This window comes from Burkholderia sp. BCC0322, from assembly GCF_902833045.1.
Lineage (GTDB): Bacteria > Pseudomonadota > Gammaproteobacteria > Burkholderiales > Burkholderiaceae > Burkholderia.
On record NZ_CADFDU010000015.1, the window covers coordinates 122,575 to 136,650 of the forward strand.

The 14,076-nt window shown below is 64.7% G+C and carries 14 protein-coding genes, 1 tRNA gene and 1 pseudogene; 7 read left to right on the plus strand and 9 right to left on the minus strand.

What is annotated here, in order from left to right; all coding sequences use genetic code 11:
• Positions 1-100: 100 nt before the first annotated feature.
• Genes ampD through ccsA form a run of 3 tightly spaced genes read right to left on the minus strand, consistent with a single transcriptional unit; the run spans position 101 to position 1,906 of the window.
• A complete protein-coding gene (gene ampD / locus HWX39_RS30605) occupies positions 101-691 on the minus strand; it encodes a 1,6-anhydro-N-acetylmuramyl-L-alanine amidase AmpD (RefSeq protein WP_175971399.1) in 591 nt (196 codons plus the stop codon).
• Positions 688-999 carry a PP0621 family protein gene (locus HWX39_RS30610; protein WP_175971400.1) on the minus strand — a complete coding sequence of 104 codons (312 nt, stop codon included), beginning with the start codon at positions 997-999 and terminating at the stop codon, positions 688-690. The genes ampD and HWX39_RS30610 overlap by 4 nt, the downstream gene beginning before the upstream one ends.
• 13 nt (positions 1,000-1,012) lie before the next feature.
• On the minus strand, positions 1,013-1,906 hold the full coding sequence (gene ccsA, locus HWX39_RS30615) for a cytochrome c biogenesis protein CcsA (RefSeq protein WP_175971401.1): 894 nt from the start codon (positions 1,904-1,906) through the stop codon (positions 1,013-1,015).
• 89 nt (positions 1,907-1,995) lie between these two features.
• On the opposite strand from ccsA, the gene ffh reads away from it, so the two are divergent.
• Both ffh and HWX39_RS30625 read left to right on the plus strand, forming a co-directional pair.
• Entirely contained in the window at positions 1,996-3,363 is a 1,368-nt protein-coding gene (ffh, locus tag HWX39_RS30620; protein ID WP_175901603.1) for a signal recognition particle protein, read from the plus strand.
• 94 nt (positions 3,364-3,457) lie between these two features.
• Positions 3,458-4,009, plus strand: a complete 552-nt coding sequence (locus HWX39_RS30625) for a hypoxanthine-guanine phosphoribosyltransferase (protein WP_175955572.1) — start codon at positions 3,458-3,460, stop codon at positions 4,007-4,009.
• A 94-nt stretch (positions 4,010-4,103) separates the two neighbouring features.
• On the opposite strand, the gene HWX39_RS30630 is transcribed toward HWX39_RS30625, so the two are convergent.
• Together HWX39_RS30630 and HWX39_RS30635 are read right to left on the minus strand one after the other, a co-directional pair.
• Entirely contained in the window at positions 4,104-4,706 is a 603-nt protein-coding gene (locus HWX39_RS30630; protein ID WP_009688453.1) for a MarC family protein, read from the minus strand.
• 21 nt (positions 4,707-4,727) lie between these two features.
• Complete coding sequence (locus HWX39_RS30635) at positions 4,728-6,464, minus strand: proline--tRNA ligase (protein WP_175971402.1); 1,737 nt, start codon at positions 6,462-6,464, stop codon at positions 4,728-4,730.
• 218 nt (positions 6,465-6,682) lie between these two features.
• On the opposite strand from HWX39_RS30635, the pseudogene HWX39_RS30640 reads away from it, so the two are divergent.
• Positions 6,683-7,330: pseudogene (locus HWX39_RS30640) on the plus strand (RNA pyrophosphohydrolase).
• A gap of 13 nt (positions 7,331-7,343) precedes the next feature.
• Positions 7,344-7,952 carry a CNP1-like family protein gene (locus tag HWX39_RS30645; RefSeq protein WP_175971403.1) on the plus strand — a complete coding sequence of 203 codons (609 nt, stop codon included), beginning with the start codon at positions 7,344-7,346 and terminating at the stop codon, positions 7,950-7,952.
• A gap of 95 nt (positions 7,953-8,047) precedes the next feature.
• Here HWX39_RS30645 and proB read toward each other — a convergent pair whose 3' ends face one another.
• The 4 genes from proB to rplU all read right to left on the minus strand — a co-directional run bounded on the left by proB (position 8,048) and on the right by rplU (position 11,154).
• Positions 8,048-9,166, minus strand: a complete 1,119-nt coding sequence (proB, locus tag HWX39_RS30650) for a glutamate 5-kinase (protein WP_175971404.1) — start codon at positions 9,164-9,166, stop codon at positions 8,048-8,050.
• Between the two features lie 89 nt (positions 9,167-9,255).
• Entirely contained in the window at positions 9,256-10,368 is a 1,113-nt protein-coding gene (gene obgE, locus HWX39_RS30655; protein WP_175955565.1) for a GTPase ObgE, read from the minus strand.
• 186 nt (positions 10,369-10,554) lie between these two features.
• Entirely contained in the window at positions 10,555-10,818 is a 264-nt protein-coding gene (gene rpmA, locus HWX39_RS30660; protein ID WP_006476999.1) for a 50S ribosomal protein L27, read from the minus strand.
• Positions 10,819-10,842: 24 nt separating this feature from the next.
• Positions 10,843-11,154, minus strand: a complete 312-nt coding sequence (rplU, locus tag HWX39_RS30665; RefSeq protein ID WP_006025184.1) for a 50S ribosomal protein L21 — start codon at positions 11,152-11,154, stop codon at positions 10,843-10,845.
• Between the two features lie 210 nt (positions 11,155-11,364).
• On the opposite strand from rplU, the gene HWX39_RS30670 reads away from it, so the two are divergent.
• The 3 genes from HWX39_RS30670 (at position 11,365) to HWX39_RS30680 (ending at position 14,050) form a co-directional block, all read left to right on the plus strand.
• Positions 11,365-12,360, plus strand: a complete 996-nt coding sequence (locus HWX39_RS30670) for a polyprenyl synthetase family protein (RefSeq protein WP_175955563.1) — start codon at positions 11,365-11,367, stop codon at positions 12,358-12,360.
• A 179-nt stretch (positions 12,361-12,539) separates the two neighbouring features.
• Positions 12,540-12,616, plus strand: a tRNA-Pro gene (locus tag HWX39_RS30675).
• A gap of 141 nt (positions 12,617-12,757) precedes the next feature.
• Positions 12,758-14,050, plus strand: coding sequence for an HlyC/CorC family transporter (locus HWX39_RS30680; protein WP_175971405.1), 1,293 nt, complete (start codon positions 12,758-12,760; stop codon positions 14,048-14,050).
• Positions 14,051-14,076: the final 26 nt, after the last annotated feature.

Below are 14,076 nucleotides of genomic sequence, written 5' to 3' on the forward strand. Positions count from 1 at the left end.
AAACGGATAATTTGCGATGGAGGTCTTGACATCGCCCACGCGCAGACACGACAAGGCATTGGTCGGAGAAAAAACTTTCTCCGGTCAAAAAACCCCGCGATCAGTGCTGACGGAAAGGAAAGTATTCGGCGGAAAAACCGGCATCGCTCGCGAAGCGTTGCCAATCGAAATGCGGGCCCGGGTCGGTCTTGCGGCCCGGCGCGACGTCCGAGTGCCCCGCGAATGCGTCGACCGGGTAGCGTGCCGCGAGCGTGCGGCAGAGCACCGCGAGCATCGCATACTGCGCGTCGTCGAACGGCACGTCGTCCGCGCCTTCGAGCTCGATGCCGATCGAGAAGTCGTTGCAGCGCGGCCGGCCGAAGAACTCGGACGAGCCCGCGTGCCATGCGCGCTCGTCGCACGACACGAACTGCACGAGTTCGCCGTTACGGCGGATCAGGAAGTGCGCGGACACGCGTACGCCGCGCAGGTGGCTCTGGTAATAGGGGTGCGCATCGCAGTCGAGACGATTCAGGAACAGCGCCTCGATCGCATCGCCGCCGAATTCGCCGGGCGGCAGGCTGATGTTGTGGACGACCACGAGCGTCGGCACCGCGCCAGCGGGCCGCATCTCGAAGTTCGGCGACGGCGCATGGCGCGCTTCGCGCACCCAGCCGTTCGCGTCGACCGACAGCAGCGGCGCGTCGCTCATCGTGCGTCGCGACCGCTTGTCCGCGCGGCGTGGCGCTGCGCGTGCTCGGCGCTGCAGAAGTATTCACCGCCCGCGGCGACCGCATCGCCCTTCGGCGCATGCACGCCGCATTCGGCGCAGCGCACCATCGGCTCGGGCAGCGAGCGAGCGTCGCCGCTCGGGCGCGCGGCACCCGCGCCGCCGGGCGTACCGTCGTAGCCGGCACCGCGGCCGGTGCGCGCCTGCGCGTGCTCCTGGGCCTGGCGCAGCTTGCGCGCAATCCACGAACCCGCGAAAAAGAGAAGAATCAGGAGAAGAATCTGTCGCATCGGAAACCTGCGTTCAAACCACGGAACGGTGTAGCAGCACCTCGAAAACGAACCGGCTGCCGACATACGCGAGCAGCAGCGCGGCGAACGACACGAGCACCCAGCGCGCGGCACCCCGGCCACGCCAGCCCGACGTCTTGCGGGCGACCAGCAGGCCGCCGAACATCAGCCACGACAGGATCGCGAATACCGTCTTGTGGTCGAGCCGCAACGCGCGCGCGTCGACCTGCTCGCTGAACAGGATGCCCGACGCGAGCGTCAGCGTGAGCAGCACGAAGCCGGCGCCGATCAGGCGGAACAGCAGCTTCTCGAGCGTGAGCAACGGCGGCAGCGTCTCGAGCCAGCTCGCGATCCAACCCGTCGAGCCGTCGCGCCCGCCGCGCCTCAGCGACTGCAGGCGCCGCTCGACCATCAGCATCAGGATCGCGTGCAGCGCCGCGATCGCGAACAGGCCATACGCGATGTTCGCGATCAGGAAATGCAGCTTGAACAGCGGTGCTGCGGCATAGGGAAGCACCCGCACGCCGCCGAACACGAGCGGCAGCAGCGACGCGCCGCACGCGAGCGGCAATACCAGCAGGCGCAGGCTGTCGAGCGGGAAGAAGAAGCTCTCGATCCAGTAGATGCCGGCGCCGAGCCAGAACATCGCGGACAGCGCGAACGCGAAGCCGAACACCATCGCGTCGTTCGGAAAGATCGTCATGTGGAGCAGCACGCCGTGCGCGACGAGCGCGGCAAACAGCAGCGCGCGGCCGGCCCCGCTCATTCCGGACGCGGCGGACGCGGGAACCGGCACGGCCGGCACGCTCGCGACGAGCGGCGTCGCGCCCTGGCGGTGCGTGCGCCAGCCTGCGACGGCGAGGCCGCCGTACAGGAATGCGGTGAGGGCATACAGTACAATATCCATGTTCGAAGTTTACACTAGGCCCCCTTCCCGCGACGGCTCCCTTTGTTCGGTTCCGCCGCGCCTTCGGGCCCCACTGTCCACCGCTCCCCATGCTCGACAATCTCACTCAACGGATGGCGCGCGTCGTCAAGACGCTGCGCGGCGAGGCCCGGCTTACCGAGGCGAACACGCAGGAGATGCTCCGCGAGGTGCGTCTCGCACTGCTGGAGGCCGACGTTTCGCTGCCGGTCGTCCGCGAATTCATCGCCAAGGTCAAGGAAAAGGCGCTCGGCGAAGAAGTGATCAGCAGCCTGTCGCCGGGTCAGGCGCTGGTCGGCGTGGTCCAGAAGGAACTGACCGCCGTGATCGGCGGCGACTACGAAGGCAAGGCTGCCGAGCTGAACCTCGCGGTCACGCCGCCCGCCGTGATCCTGATGGCCGGCCTGCAGGGCGCAGGCAAGACCACGACCGCCGGCAAGCTCGCGAAGCTGCTGCGCGAGAAGTACAAGAAGAAAGTGCTGACCGTGTCGTGCGACGTGTATCGCCCGGCCGCCATCATGCAGCTGAAAACGGTGAGCGAACAGGTCGGCGCCGACTTCTTCCCGTCCACGCCGGACCAGAAGCCCGTCGACATCGCGGTCGCGGCCGTCGACTGGGCGAAGCGCCACTACCATGACGTGCTGATCGTCGACACGGCCGGCCGCCTCGGCATCGACGAGGCGATGATGCAGGAAATCGCCGCGCTGCACGGCACGCTGAAGCCGGCCGAAACGCTGTTCGTCGTCGACGCGATGCTCGGCCAGGACGCGGTCAACACCGCGAAGGCGTTTAACGACACACTGCCGCTCACCGGCGTCGTGCTGACCAAGCTCGACGGCGATTCGCGCGGCGGCGCCGCGCTGTCGGTGCGTCACGTCACGGGCAAGCCGATCAAGTTCGTAGGCGTCGCCGAGAAGCTCGACGGCCTCGAGGTGTTCCACCCCGACCGGATGGCGAACCGGATCCTCGGGATGGGCGACATCCTCGCGCTCGTCGAGGAAGCGCAGCGCGGCGTCGACGTGCAGGCCGCACAGAAGCTCGCCGACAAGGTCAAGAAAGGCGGCGACTTCGACCTGAACGATTTCCGCGCGCAGATCTCGCAGATGAAGAACATGGGCGGCCTGTCGTCGTTGATGGACAAGCTGCCCGCGCAATTCCAGCAGGCGGCGGCCGGCGCTGACATGGGCCAGGCCGAAAAGCAGATCCGCCGGATGGAAGGCATCATCAGCTCGATGACACCCGCCGAGCGCGCGAAACCCGAGATCATCAAGGCGACGCGCAAGCGCCGCATTGCAGCCGGCGCGGGCGTGCCGGTGCAGGAAGTCAACCGGATGCTGAACCAGTACGACCAGATGCGTACGATGATGAAGAAGCTGAAGGGCGGCAACATGCAGAAGATGATGCGCGGCCTGAAGGGCATGATGCCCGGCATGCGCTGATTCCGCCCATCGGCCGGCGCGCGGGTTTTTGCCGTAGCGCGCGCCGTCCGTTCTGCTTCATTCTTATTTGTATACCGACTGCCCGCCAGAACACATGAACCGCGAAGAAGCCCTCCACATATTCAACCACTCCGAAGAGATCGTCTCGGCCGACGCCGTCAATGCGTCGATCTCCCGGATGGCCGACGCGATCCGCGCCGAGATCGGCGATGCGTTCCCGCTCGTTCTCTCGGTGATGGGCGGCGCCGCGGTGTTTACCGGGATGCTGCTGCCGCATCTCGATTTCCCGCTGGAATTCGACTATATCCACCTGACCCGCTATCGCAATACGACGCAGGGCAGCCCGGAAATGCACTGGCGCGTCGCGCCGCGCGAATCGGTGAAGGACCGGATCGTGCTCGTGCTCGACGACATCCTCGACGAAGGCGAGACGATGGCCGCGATCCGCGACCGCATCCTCGACATGGGCGCGCAGCGCTTCATGTCGGCTGTGCTGTGCGAGAAGACGCTCGCGAAGGCGAAGCCGCTGCACCCCGACTTCTGCGGCTTCTCGGTGCCCGACCGCTACGTGTTCGGCTGCGGGATGGATGCGAAAGGTTACTGGCGCAACCTGCCGACGATCCGTGCGCTGACCACGAACGTCTGAGCGCCCCGCTCCGCACTATATAAATAGAAAGCGGCGCTCCGGTTTCCCGGAGCGCCGCTTTTATTGGGGCGTCTTGGGTATGCGCCGCCCCGCGCTACAGCTGGTGCACGAACGCACGGATGCCGCCCAGCATCATCTCGACCGAAATCGCGACGAGCACGAGGCCCATCAGCCGCTCGAACGCCGCGACGGTCCGCTCGCCGATCCATTGCTGGATACGCTCGGCCAGCACCAGCGTCACCGCGCAGACGATCATCGTGACCGTCAGCGCGCCGACCCACTCGAGCATCTTGCCGGGCCCCTGCGACGTCAACAGCATCACCGTCGCGAGCGCGGACGGCCCGGCGAGCGCCGGAATCGCGAGCGGCACGATGAACGGCTCGCCACCCGCACGCGGATCGTTGCCGAGCGCGCCATCCGGGTGCGGGAAGATCATCCGCAGCGCGATCAGGAACAGCACGATCCCGCCGCCGAGCCGCAGCGACAGGTCGGTGAGGCTCATCATTCGCAGGAAGCGGTCGCCGACCAGCATGAAGAACAGCAGGATCACGAACGCGATCCCCACTTCACGCAGGATCAGCTTTACGCGCCGCTCGCGCGGCACGTCCCGCATCGCCGAAATGAACAGCGGGATGTTGCCGAGCGGATCGGTGATCAGCACCAGGAGCACGGTGGCCGACAGGAAGGTGTATTCCACCGTGTTCCCCGGTCGGTGCGCTTAGCGCGCGAGCGCGGCGCGGATCTTCTCCGCGACCGCCGCCGCAGCCGCGTCGGCCGGCAGCAGCGTCGCTTCGGCGTCGCGGCGGCCCTGATACTCGATCTTGCCTTCCTTCAGGCCACGCTCGCCGATCACGAGGCGATGCGGCACGCCGATCAGTTCCCAGTCGGCGAACATCACGCCCGGGCGCTCGCCGCGATCGTCGAGGATCACGTCGATGCCGGCCGCGACGAGTTCCGCGTACAGCTTGTCGGCGGTTTCGCGCACCATTTCGCTGCGGTCATAGCCCATCGGGCACAGCACGACTTCGAACGGCGCGATCGACTCGGGCCAGATGATGCCGCGGTCGTCGAAGTTCTGCTCGATCGCCGCGCCGAGGATGCGCGTGACGCCGACGCCGTAGCAGCCCATCAGCATCGGCTGCGGCTTGCCCGATTCGTCGAGGAACGTCGCACCCATCGCTTCCGAATACTTGGTGCCGAGCTGGAACACGTGGCCGACCTCGATGCCGCGGCAGATGTCGATCACGCCCTTGCCGTCCGGCGACGGGTCGCCCTTCTGCACGTTGCGCACGTCGGCGACGTCCGGCTCGGGCAGGTCGCGGCCCCAGTTCACGCCGGCGATGTGGTAGTCGACCTCGTTCGCGCCGACGACGAAGTCGCTCATGTTCGCGACCGTGCGATCCGCAATCACCTTCACGGGCTTCTTCGTGCCGACCGGGCCGAGATAGCCCGGCGGCGTGCCGAACCACTCGACGATTTCCTGCTCGGTCGCGAAGCGGTGGTTCTTCAGGCCCGGCAGCTTCGACACCTTGATCTCGTTCAGATCGTGATCGCCACGCAGCATCACGAGCCAGATGGTCGGCTCGGCGCCTTCGTTGTCGGTCGCGAGCACGATCGACTTGATCGTGCGCTCGAGCGGGATGGCCAGTAGTTCGGCGACGGCTTCGCACTTCGCCTTGCCAGGCGTCGCGACCTTCTCCATCGCTTCGGCCGGCGCCGCGCGCTCGGCGATCAGCGGCAGCGCTTCGGCAGCCTCGACGTTCGCAGCGAATTCGGACGTCGGGCAGTACGCGATCGCGTCTTCACCGGTGTCGGCAATCACGTGGAATTCGTGCGAGAAGTTGCCGCCGATCGAGCCGCTGTCGGCCGCGACCGCACGAAACTCGAGGCCGAGGCGCGTGAAGATGCGCACGTACGCGTCGTACATCTTGCGATACGACTCGTTCAGGCCGGCCGCGTCCTTGTCGAACGAGTACGCGTCCTTCATGATGAATTCGCGGCCGCGCATCACGCCGAAACGCGGGCGGATCTCGTCGCGGAACTTCGTCTGGATCTGATAGAAGTTCACCGGCATCTGCCGGTAGCTCTTGATCTGGTTGCGCGCGATGTCGGTGATGACTTCCTCGTGCGTCGGCCCGATCACGAAGTCGTTATCCTTGCGGTCCTTGAAGCGCAGCAGCTCGGGGCCGTACTGCTCCCAGCGGCCCGATTCCTGCCACAGCTCGGCGGGTTGCACGGCCGGCATCAGCAGCTCGATGGCGCCCGCCCGGTTCATTTCCTCGCGCACGATCGCCTCGACCTTGCGAATCGAACGCAGGCCGACCGGCAGGTAGTTATAGATGCCGCCGGCGACGCGACGGATCATGCCGGCGCGCACCATCAGCTTGTGGCTGACGATCTCTGCGTCGGCGGGTGCTTCTTTCAGGGTGCCGATAAAGAAACGGGAAGCTTTCATGCGGACGGTTCCAAAAACGGCGCCCCCAGGCGGGGCGCCCGAAAAAGTTTCAAGGTGAAAAAGCTGCGCGCGACGAACGACGATGGCGCAGATGACGTAGCAGACTAATCAGGGACGAATCAGCCGGTGCACCCCGCGCGGATTCGCTCCGTCACGGTGCGCAGCGCCCGTTATCTGTTTATAATCAAAGCAATTTTAAAGGATTCGAAGGTGGTTGTATGCTGGATCGTGAAGGCTTTCGCCCGAACGTCGGCATCATCCTCTTGAACGCGCGCAACGAGGTGTTTTGGGGCAAGCGGCTCCGCGAGCATTCCTGGCAGTTTCCTCAAGGTGGGATCAAGTACGGCGAGACCCCCATGCAGGCGATGTACCGGGAACTGCACGAGGAAACGGGCCTGCATCCGGAACACGTCAAGATAATCGGCCGCACTCGCGACTGGTTGCGTTATGAGGTGCCTGACAAGTTCATTAAACGCGAAGTACGCGGTCATTACCGCGGCCAGAAGCAGATCTGGTTCCTGCTGCGGATGGTTGGACGCGATTGCGACATTTGCTTGCGCGCGACCGACCACCCGGAGTTCGATGCGTGGCGCTGGAACGAGTACTGGGTACCGCTCGATGCGGTGATCGAGTTCAAGCGGGATGTCTATCAGTTGGCGCTGACGGAACTGTCGCGCTTCCTGCGCCGCCCGGCGTAGCGAGCCGAGAAGCCGCGCGGGCCGCGTCTGTCGCGCTATCCGCGCGTCATTGGCGCGCAGGCCCAGCAGACGCTGACGATTGTCGATACATCGGTAGTCTGTTCGGAGATCGAAGTGGAAGCGGGCACGCTCGACGAGATGCCGCCCCACGTGATCGTCGGCAAATGACGAATCAAACTGCATGACCGGGCGCGACCTTGGTGTCGCGCCCTTTTTTTACGAGGAATGCATATTGAAAGCGATTGCTCTCGCGCTCGCATCGATTGTCGCCGCGGCCACGCTGGCAGGTTGCGCAAATTCGAAGACGCCCACCAACAAGGATGACAGCGCGTTCGTGTATCTGCTGGACCGCCAGGGCACCTGGAAGGAAAACACGGTCGACTCGCTGCCGCCGCTGCCGCAAACGAGCGACCTGCTTCCGTTCACCGTATCGCAGAACACGCCGCTCAAGTTCTTCGTCGATGCGAAGTCGCTCGCCGTCGGCACCGACGGCGTCGTGCGCTACGCAGTCGTCATCACGAGCCCGGCCGGCGCGCGCAACGTGAACTACGAGGGGATCCGTTGCGACACCTATGAATGGCGCCAGTATGCCGGCCTGAATTCGGATCACGACGGCTGGGATCGCACCGTCGAGAACGACTGGCGGCGCATCGAGAACGGCGAGCTGAATGCCTACCACTCGGCGCTCTATCAGGACTACTTCTGCGCGAACAAGATGCCGCAGGGCTCAACCCAGCAGATCCTGGAAAACATCCGGTTTCACCGCACCGCGATGAGCCAGTTGCGCTGACGGCGCGCGGCGCCCGCCGCGCCCCTGTCCGCCGCATGAAAAAAGCCCGCATCGCGCGGGCTTTTTCATCTGACGGCCGGAACCGGCACGAATGGTCACACCAGCACCAGGTTGTCGCGATGGATCAACTCGGGCTCCAGCATGTAGCCGAGCACGGATTCGATCTCGCCGCTCGGCTTGCGGTGAATCAGCTTCGTCTCCGCACTGCTGTAGTTCGTGAGCCCACGCGCCACTTCGCGCCCGTCGGGGCCGACACACGCGATGACTTCGCCGCGCGCGAACGCGCCCTGCACGTCGATCACGCCGATCGGCAGCAGGCTCTTGCCGCCGGCCGTCAGCTTCTCGACCGCGCCCGCATCGATCACGACGTGACCGCGCACCTGAAGATGGTCGGCCATCCACTGCTTGCGCGCCGCCATCCGCGCGGTACGTGCGATCAGTTGCGTGCCGATCGCCTCGCCGGCGGCCAGACGCACGAGCACGTCGGCCTCCCGGCCGCTCGCGATCACGGTGTTCGCGCCGCTGTGTGCCGCGCGCTTCGCCGCGAGGATCTTCGTCAGCATCCCGCCGCGGCCGAGGCTCGAGCCGGCGCCGCCGGCCATCGCCTCGAGTTCCGGCGCGCCCGCATTGGCTTCCGCAACGAGCGTCGCGCCCGGATCCTTGCGCGGATCGGCCGTGAACAGCCCCGACTGATCGGTCAGGATGATCAGTGCATCGCCTTCGATCAGGTTTGCAACGAGCGCGCCAAGCGTGTCGTTGTCGCCGAACTTGATTTCGTCGGTGACGACCGTGTCGTTCTCGTTAATGATCGGCACGACGCCAAGCCGCAGCAGCGTCAGCATCGTCGAACGCGCATTCAGGTAACGCTCGCGGTCCGCCAGGTCGGCATGCGTCAGCAGGATCTGCGCGGTGCGGATGTCGTGCTCGGCGAAGCGGCTCTCATAGACCTGCGCGAGCCCCATCTGGCCGACTGCGGCGGCAGCCTGCAACTCGTCGATTTCCCGCGGCCGCTTGCTCCAGCCGAGCCGCTGCATCCCTTCGGCAATCGCGCCCGAGCTGACGAGCACGACTTCCTTGCCCTGGGCGCGCAGTGCCGCGATCTGGGCCACCCAACGGCCGATTGCCGCATGATCGAGCCCCTTGCCGTCGTTGGTCACGAGGCTGGAGCCCACCTTCACCACCAATCGCTTCGAATCCGCGATGATCGAACGCATCCTGCACTGTCTCCTGTATCTGATGCCTGCCCGGCCGGGCGCGATTGAACGCCGACGCCGGGCCGCACGCCCGGCGCACTCGAAACCGTTCAGGCGTCGTCGCCCGGCGCTGCATCGCCCTTGGCAGGCGGCGCGTCGCGGAAACGCACGTCTGCCGCGAGATCTTCCGCCTCCGCCGCGCGATGCGCGTCCGAATGTTCCGAGAGATAGTCGTAGATCGCGTAGCACAGCGCTTCACAACCCTGCCCCGTCAGTGCCGAGATCTCGAACACGGGGCCATCCCACTCGAAGCGCTCGAGGAAATCCGCGACGCGCGCCTTGCGCTCGTCTTCCGGCACCATGTCGAGCTTGTTGAGCACGAGCCAGCGCGGCTTCTCGTAGAGCGCCTCGTCGTACTTGCGCAGTTCGCCGACGATCGCCTTCGCCTCCGCAACCGGATCGACGCTTTCGTCGAACGGCGCGAGATCGACGAGATGCAGCAGCACGCCCGTGCGCTGCAGGTGGCGCAGGAACTGATGGCCAAGGCCCGCGCCTTCGGCAGCGCCCTCGATCAGCCCAGGGATGTCGGCGATCACGAAGCTCTTGCTCGGACCGACACGTACCACGCCGAGATTCGGCGCAAGCGTCGTGAAGGGGTAATCGGCGATCTTCGGCCTCGCGTTCGACACCGACGAAATGAACGTCGACTTGCCCGCGTTCGGCATGCCGAGCAGGCCGACATCGGCGAGCACCTTCAGCTCGAGCTTCAGCATGCGACGCTCGCCGGGCTTGCCATCCGTCTTCTGGCGCGGCGCGCGGTTCGTGCTCGACTTGAAATGCAGGTTGCCGAGCCCGCCGGCGCCGCCTTGTGCAAGCATCACCTGCTGGTCGTGCTCGGTCAGGTCGGCGATCAGCTCGCCGGTATCCATGTCGCTGATGATCGTGCCGACCGGCATGCGCAGCGTGACGTCGTCGCCGCCCTTGCCGTAGCAATCCGAGCCGCGCCCGTTTTCGCCGTTGCGCGCCAGATGCTTCTTCGCGTAACGGTAGTCGATCAGCGTGTTGATGTTGCGGTCGGCGATCGCGTACACGCTACCGCCCCGGCCGCCGTCGCCGCCGTCCGGCCCGCCGAACGGGACGAATTTCTCGCGGCGCATCGACGCACTGCCATCGCCTCCGTCGCCGGCGATGACTTCGATTCGTGCTTCGTCAATGAACTTCATTCGTCACTCCGCCCAGTATTTCCACTATTGTGCCGCGCGCCGGCGCGCTTGAACAATCTGCCGTTCGGCCGATCGTACGCCGGTTGCGCGATGGTCGCCGAACGCACACGCGCCCGGCGACCAAATAAAAAAGGCCCCGCGAAGACTGCGGGGCCTTTCGGCTACGAAGCCCTTGGGTGCCTGAATTTAGGCAGCCGCCGGGACAACGATGACCAGATGCTTCTTGTCCGCGCCCTTCGTCGCGAACTTGACGTGACCGTCAACCAGCGCGAACAGGGTGTGATCCTTGCCCATGCCGACGTTCTCGCCTGCGTGCATGCGCGTACCGCGCTGACGCACGATGATGCCGCCGGCATTGATTGCCTGGCCGCCGTACACTTTCACGCCGAGACGTTTCGACTCGGAGTCGCGGCCGTTCCGGGAAGAGCCGCCTGCCTTTTTGTGTGCCATCTGATTGCTCCTTTACCGAGGCGCTTACGCGTTGATCGCGTCGATGCGCAGCTCAGTGTAGTTCTGGCGGTGGCCGCCGTGCTTTTGGTAGTGCTTCCGGCGACGCATCTTGAAGATGGTGACCTTGGCATGACGACCGTGCGACACAACGGTGGCCTTGACGGAAGCCCCACTGACCAGCGGCGTACCGAACTTAATCGATTCGCCTTCGCCCACTGCGAGAACCTGGTCGAGCGTGATTTCAGCGTCAATGTCAGCCGGTATCTGTTCTACTTTGAGTTTTTCGCCAACGGCAACCTTGTACTGCTTGCCGCCGGTTTTTATGACCGCGTACATTGAGAACCTCACTCTGGATCCAATTTTTCCGCACACCACGCGCGGAAAACACGTGATTATACATGGGGTTAGCACCGGAGTCAAAACCGATTGACGATTGCCGCGCGCGGGCCTCGGCCAAACGGCCAAATTCAAGGCTGCGGCACGTGTGACAGACCGGGATATCTCGGATTCGACTTATAATCCGCCGCATCACCCAATTCCATCATCATGTCGTCGTCCACCGCCTCCCCCACCCTCAGCGCCGCCCATCTGCTCGCTCCGATCACCAGTGACATGGAGCAGGTGAATCGCGTTATCCGGCAAAGCCTCGCGTCCGATGTGCTGCTGATCAACCAGATCGCCGAGTACATCATCGGCGCGGGCGGCAAGCGGCTGCGCCCGGCATTGCTGTTGCTCGTCGCCGGCGCGCTCGGCGAGACGTCGCACCAGCGGCACGTGCTGGCCGCCGTCGTCGAGTTCATCCACACGGCCACGCTGCTGCATGACGACGTCGTCGACGAATCCGAGCTGCGCCGCGGCCGCCAGACCGCCAATGCGCTGTTCGGCAACGCGGCGAGCGTGCTGGTAGGTGACTACCTCTACTCGCGCTCGTTCGAGATGATGGTCGGCGTCGGCAAGATGCGCGTGATGGAGATCCTGTCCGAAGCGACGACGATCATTTCCGAAGGCGAGGTGCTGCAGCTCCTCAACATGCACGACGCGGACGTCGACGAAACGCGCTACATGCAGGTGATCCGCTACAAGACGGCCAAGCTGTTCGAGGCGTCGGCCCGTCTGGGCGCGGTACTCGCAGGCGCCGATGCGCCGACCGAGGCTGCCGCCGCCGAATACGGCCGCCGGATCGGTACCGCGTTCCAGATCATGGACGACTGGCTCGACTACGCGGGCACCGTCGAGGCAATGGGCAAGAATGCCGGCGACGATCTCCGCGAAGGCAAGCCGACGCTGCCGCTCATCTATCTGATCGAACGCGGCACGCCCGAACAGTCGGCGCTGGCACGCGAGGCGATCGAACAGGGTGGCACCGATCGCTTCGACACGATTTTCGAAGCGATCACGCGCTCTGGCGCCCTGGACCACACGCTCGAATGCGCACGTCAGGAAGCACAGGCGGCGGCGGCCGCAATCGTCGCGTTCCCCGATTCGATCTACAAGGAAAGCCTGCTCGCGTTGTGCTCGTACTCGACGTCGCGGCAGTCGTAAGTCCATGCCATGCGTCGCCGCCACGGCGTGCTGCGCATGTTCGACACGGGAAAATCACCTGTCTCGAAAAATTTCTTCTCCAAGGCCTTCCCTTTTTAAAGAAACGTCGTTATAGTTATGTTCTTGCTCGACGACGCAGCGGTTCTTGAAGAAGACCACGAAATCGGAAGAGTGCAAATCGGGGTGTAGCTTAGCCTGGTAGAGCGCTACGTTCGGGACGTAGAGGCCGGAGGTTCGAATCCTCTCACCCCGACCAGATTTGTAAAAAAACCGTGCACGCCGTGCACGGTTTTTTTTTGCCCGGCTGCCGCAGGCCCTCGTGCCGCGCACGACACATCGCAGCCGCCGGCCTCTGCTATATTCCTTCCATCCCTGTCCTTCACTGCCCTTCCAACGCGTGGACCAAATTCCCTTATGGGCGCAAATCGGCGCCGTCTTCCTGCTTCTCCTCTGTTCCAGCTTCTTTTCGATTTCCGAGACCGCGATGATGGCGCTCAACCGCCATCGGCTGAAGCATCTCGCCGGCCAGGGCGCACTCGGCGCGAAAACCACGCAAGGCCTGCTGACGCGCACTGACCTGCTGCTCAGCGTGATCCTGATCGGCAACAACCTGTTCAACACGATCATCCCGGTCCTGACGACGTCGCTCGCGCTGCATACATTCGGCCGCAACAACCTCGCGCTGTCGATCGCGACCGGCATCGTCGCGTTCCTGATCATCGTGTTCGCCGAAATCGCGCCGAAGATCGTCGGCGCGACGTTCCCCGAACGCATCGCGCTGCCCGCGAGCCTCGTGATCGCGCCGCTGATGCGCGTGTTCAAGCCGGTCGTCTGGTTCGTCAACGCACTCGCGAACGGCGTGCTGTGGGTGCTGCGCATCAACACGAAGAAGGGTCGCGACCAGCGAATGTCGGCCGACGAACTGCGTGCCATCGTGCTCGAGTCGAGCAGTTTCATGCCGACCAAGCACCGCAGCATCCTGCTCAACCTGTTCGACCTCGAGAACATCACGGTCGACGACGTGATGGTGCCGCGCCGCCAGATCGAGTCGCTCAACTTCTACGCGCCGCTCGACGACGTCCTGCACCAGCTCGAAACCTGCTATCACAACCGGCTCGTCGTCTATGAAGGCGACATCGACAAGGTGCTCGGCGTGCTGCACGTCCGCAAGACGCTGACCGCGCTGCACAACCAGGAGTTCGACCGCGAAACGCTACGCACGCTGCTCGCCGAGCCGTACTACGTGCCGTCCGGCACGCCGGTGGTCCAGCAGCTCCAGTTTTTCCAGGAAACGCGGCAGCGGACCGCGCTCGTCGTCAACGAGTACGGCGAGCTTGAAGGGCTCGTCACGCCCGAAGACATCATCGAGGAGCTGATCGGCGAATTCACGACGTCGATGCCGCGCAGCGAACGCGCGGGCGGCTGGGACGAGAACGGTGAATGCATCGTCTCGGCAAGCATGCCGCTGCGCGAACTGAATCGCTGGCTGCACCTGAAGCTGCCGACCGACGGGCCGAAGACGCTGAACGGCCTGGTGCTCGAAATCCTCGAGGAAATTCCGGAAGACGACGTGTGCCTGAAAATCGGTGACGTGATGCTTGAAGTGATGCGCAGCGACGATCAGGCCGTGCGCACCGTCAAGCTCTTCAAGCCGCGCGCCTCGCGCACCGCACGCGTCACCGCGCGCTAGCCGAACGGCTGACTGCCGGCGTCGCC